This is a genomic window from Thermogutta sp. (assembly GCF_014359955.1).
Classification (GTDB): domain Bacteria; phylum Planctomycetota; class Planctomycetia; order Pirellulales; family Thermoguttaceae; genus Thermogutta.
Window position 1 is genome coordinate 1 of sequence record NZ_JACIYL010000368.1, and the last position, 4,232, is coordinate 4,232.

Below are 4,232 nucleotides of genomic sequence, written 5' to 3' on the forward strand. Positions count from 1 at the left end.
AATTTAGGTGAAGCTCAATCCGGGATAAATGTCTGCTCATCCGGCTTAAAAACCATTGCCAAGTGTCAAAGAGGCAGAAATCAATCGAAATCGCCTTTTGTTCAGAGGTTCCTTTGCTTGATTTCCGCCAGTTGCCGGGAATCAGCGTTTTGCACCACGATGGAATTCGTGTCCGTATCAGCGACGAATTTGATGGGGCGTCGTTGCGAGAGCCGCCCTTTTCGATCCCGGTCCGACGTGTCGCTCATGCCCCACCAGTAATCAAAATACCAAAACGGCAATCGGCGTCGGTTGTCTTCTTCCTCAGAAAACAGCGATTCGAGAATCTTCACAACGTTATCCGCCCATGCGTAACGCAGCCGAAATATCTGGTAGTCCGGCTGTGGTGGGACGGCATCGCGTAAAAACTGCTCCACCAGATCCAGGGCCTTCGGATCAGGGCATGTGAAGACGAGTCGGCCGTCGGGCGTCTGATACACAGTAATTTCGGGCGTGGATGGAGATGGATCGCGTTGCCCGTCATCCCACCCATGCAGGCTGCCGGAACCTCCGCTTTCTGAATCGGCCGAGACGCGAGGGGCCTCATTTCCCTCGCCCTGCCGGTGAATGCTCTCCGAACTATCAAGCGGCTCGTCCTGCCCCTCCGCGTCGCGCTGCTCATTCAAGCCGCGGACTGCCTGCGTGAGGACCGCCGTCCGAATGCTCACCTGCTCATCCACTCCACGGCGGTTACCGTCATACAGCGGAGCATTTTGACGCGAATCCGCTTGCGGTTCAGACACCCGGTCGCCGCCGGCCGGAACATTGTCCTTCCGGTTTGGAATGGGCGCTTGCGATGGTTCTTCCCCTCCAGGGGTTTTCTCAACCCGAAGCGGGTATGGCGCGATGCGATTCCAGTGCTGTTGCAACAGTTGCAGGGCCGCCTCCGCCTGAGCAGCATTGCCAAACTCGAGTGTCCGGACTCGACCGCCCGGCGAACCCGGCTCCGCAATCTCACCCAACTTGACGAGAAGTTTCTGCACCTCCTGAATCTCAATGTCATTGGCCCAAAGCAGCAGGCGATTGTTCTCGATGTCGGCATCGACACGGAAACGATTGCGGTTGGTGGTTTCGGTTTGCCGGCGGCTGCGCTCCCACGGAGGAAGCCACGGCGGGAGAGACTCGCTGGAGGATTCCTGGCCCCCCATCATGAACTCGATCGTACCGGCCACGTAGTCTGCCGGAAGCCGGCGAAGCTGGATGACTTCGAACCGTCGGCCACTCCCGTCCAATCGTTCAATGACGGAGCGAATGATGACGTGATCCGCAAGCGGGGCGTAGGCAATGATCGCGTTATTCTGCTTATCCACTTCCAACCGTGTGCTTGGATCAAGCCCACCCAGTTCACGGAGTGTTTTTACGAGGGGTTCCGGGTCGATCGCCGCAAGGCGATACACCTGAAAACGGTTCAAATTGGCGAGGATCGCCGTGTCCTGATCGGACGGCACGTCCAGCAGCTTGACGGCCTGTTCGATGATGGCCATTTTGTCGGGCGGCGCTTGGGCGATGATGGAGTTCCGCCGCACGTTGACGACCAGATTCACGTCACTGGGACGCCGCGCAACGGACAGTCCCCCCTTGGCACCAGGTGTCCCGGGAGCGCCCGGCGTTCCCGCCTGCGGCACTGCTCCACCCTGGGCCGCCATCATCTGCTGAAGTTGCTGCAGTTGCTGGGGATTGATTCCCGGCGGCAGGGGCAGCGCTGCATCGCGAATGCCGAGAAGCTCCTTCAGTTGTTGCAGGGTCTCTTCCGCCCGCGCAAACCGAAGCACAAACTCACGGACCAGCCGCTCCTGTCCCGTGCCCGATTGCTCCTGCCGCAACACCCTAGCAACTTCGCGGAGGTTGACGGCCAAATCCATGGCTTCCAGGCGATTCGTTGCCGACAGCGGAAAGAGCTTCCCTCTTGGGCTGAGAAGCGGCTTGAGTTCTTCGGCCGCCTGATCGGCCACCAGCGACTCCAGTGGGAAGGTCACGCGAACAAACTCAAATGCCGGTGTCCTTTCAAGGTCCTCCGGTGTCACGTGGGGAACGATGCCGGGATCAAGTTTGTCGAGATTGACCACGGTGAGAACCTCGCCCTGACGGATCATCGTGTAGCCACGTTGAAAGAGGTGCCAGTTGACAAGGTTGCGAAGTTCTTCCACCGTGTATGCTTGCTGGGTGGACAGGTTCAAATAATCACCAGGCAACTCCTGCCAGTCCAGGCTCATGTGGGAAAGGTCCGCGATCCATTCCAGGACTTTTGGCCAGGATTGTCCCCGGAAATTGACGCGCACTCGTCCTTCTTCCGATTGTTCCACGTTCCATTCTGGCGGTTCGGTCGGTTCTTGAGGACGTGTGATGGGAGGCGGCCCCTTGGGCGGTTCATTGCTTTTCCCCTGTTCCTTACCTGATGAGCCACCCGCAGGGCCCGCGGCACTATCGGCAGCCTTCGACGGAGTCGAGGACTCGGGGCCTTGTCCTGCAGGTGGTTTAACGGCAGGCTGCCGCACGTCGCCGCCCGGATTCGCAACCGCTTTGGAGTCGCTGGCACTGTTTGCGGGCTGGGACACAATCACCTGGGGCACCGCAGAATCTTTGCCCACCGACACACTGGCGGACTCCTGGGCCGAGCTGCCGGCTGTCCGCGAAAATGATGCCCCCAAAAATGCAACGAAAATAACAATGACACGGGACTTATTATAAATCAGCCGATTCCAGCTTGATCGGTCCATAACGATTGCCTGTTTCTTGAGTTGCCGAGAAGCACGCAACGCGAGCAGCCCTTTCAGACAACACCCCTTATTCATTATGAATCCTTTTTACCGCTGGTCCAGAAGTTTCCCGACGAAAAACTTTCAGTCAAGAGGGCGCTGCAAATGATCAAGACAGCGCGCATCGACACCCAGGAAAAACAAGTCGGCACCAATTACAATGACCTGTTCTGGTGTTATGCTTGTTTTGACGTAAATCAGCGGTTTCCTGATGTTTTTTCATGGGGAGGATCAGCCATGCGAGTAACAACTTTGGTGCTGGTGACGACTCTGATTGCAGGTTTTGCGGGAAGCTCAGCCATTGCCGAAGCACACGGCGTCATCTACGGCGCTGGCGGTTGGATTCCCGCTTTTAACGGTTACGACCTCAGCGGCTGGGTCGTGGAAGGAACCGCAACATACAAGGACGGTGATGTGGAAAAACCAGTTTGGTACGTCGAAGACGGAAAAATCATTTGTGCTGGTAAAGGGTTTGGCTTTTTGCGATACGATAAATCGCTGTGCGATTTTCGCCTCTATCTGGAGTTCCGCATGTCAGAGAAGTGCAACAGTGGTATCGGGATTCGTGCAGATAAGTTCGATCCGAAAAAGCCAGACACCCGACCGAGCGTTTCGGGCTTTGAGATTCAGATTTTCGACGATGCGGGCAAGGAGCCGGATGTGCATTCCAGCATGTCGCTGTATCGTTACGTGGCCCCCAAGAAAAATGCCATCAAACCAGCGGGGGAATGGAACTGGGTGCTTATCACCGCCCGCGGGACCCATTTGGAAGTGATCCTCAACGGCCAGGTGGTTCAGGACATCGATCAGACGCAGTTCGATGCCATCAAGGACAAGCCGTTGTGCGGCTACTTCTCCGTTCAGAACCACGGACACTACATCGAATTCAAAAACATTTTCTATAAGGATCTGACGCCGACCTGTGCTCCCCATGTGCATCGGGTGGGCCCTCTCGCCCGGCTTGTCCAGCGACTGCGGGCGAATCAGTCGGCCATGTCATGCGGGTGCACGACCCGGTGAGACACCCTCGCACATCAGCCGTCTACCACGTGTAAAGTTCTCATTCTCCGTGACACATATGCAATTCCCCAAAGATATCCGCTGATTCATCTCGCCTTGAGGGCGTCGCAGGGATTTTTATTGGAAGTTCCACTATGCCAGGCATGACCATTCGAGTGATCACGCTGGGTTTGTGCCTTGCCTTTTGTGCAGCCGAGGTTACCGGAACGGCGGAAGAGACATTTTCAGCACCAACAGGGGAAATTGCCACGCGAAATATTGCGCAGCCGCTGGCCGCCAGATGGCAACCAGGCCCCTGGAACAGCGCGACAGCAACAATCGCGTGGCTGAATGAAGACTTGCCCGAGAAAGAAGCCATCCACCCCGTCATGGAAATTGCCGTCCGTTATGACGGGACTGGCTTTCAGTTCGCTTCGG

General features: G+C 56.8%; 3 protein-coding genes. 2 read left to right on the plus strand and 1 reads right to left on the minus strand.

The genetic code is table 11. The annotated features are described in order from the left end of the window. Positions 1-101: 101 nt before the first annotated feature. Complete coding sequence (locus tag H5U08_RS11435) at positions 102-2,633, minus strand: secretin N-terminal domain-containing protein (protein WP_297033109.1); 2,532 nt, start codon at positions 2,631-2,633, stop codon at positions 102-104. Between the two features lie 399 nt (positions 2,634-3,032). Here H5U08_RS11435 and H5U08_RS11440 point away from each other — a divergent pair, with 399 nt between their 5' ends. Both H5U08_RS11440 and H5U08_RS11445 read left to right on the plus strand, forming a co-directional pair. Then, positions 3,033-3,815, plus strand: coding sequence for a DUF1080 domain-containing protein (locus H5U08_RS11440; protein WP_297033111.1), 783 nt, complete (start codon positions 3,033-3,035; stop codon positions 3,813-3,815). Between the two features lie 134 nt (positions 3,816-3,949). Then, a partial coding sequence (locus H5U08_RS11445; protein WP_297033113.1) for a hypothetical protein occupies positions 3,950-4,232 on the plus strand: 283 nt, incomplete at its 3' end.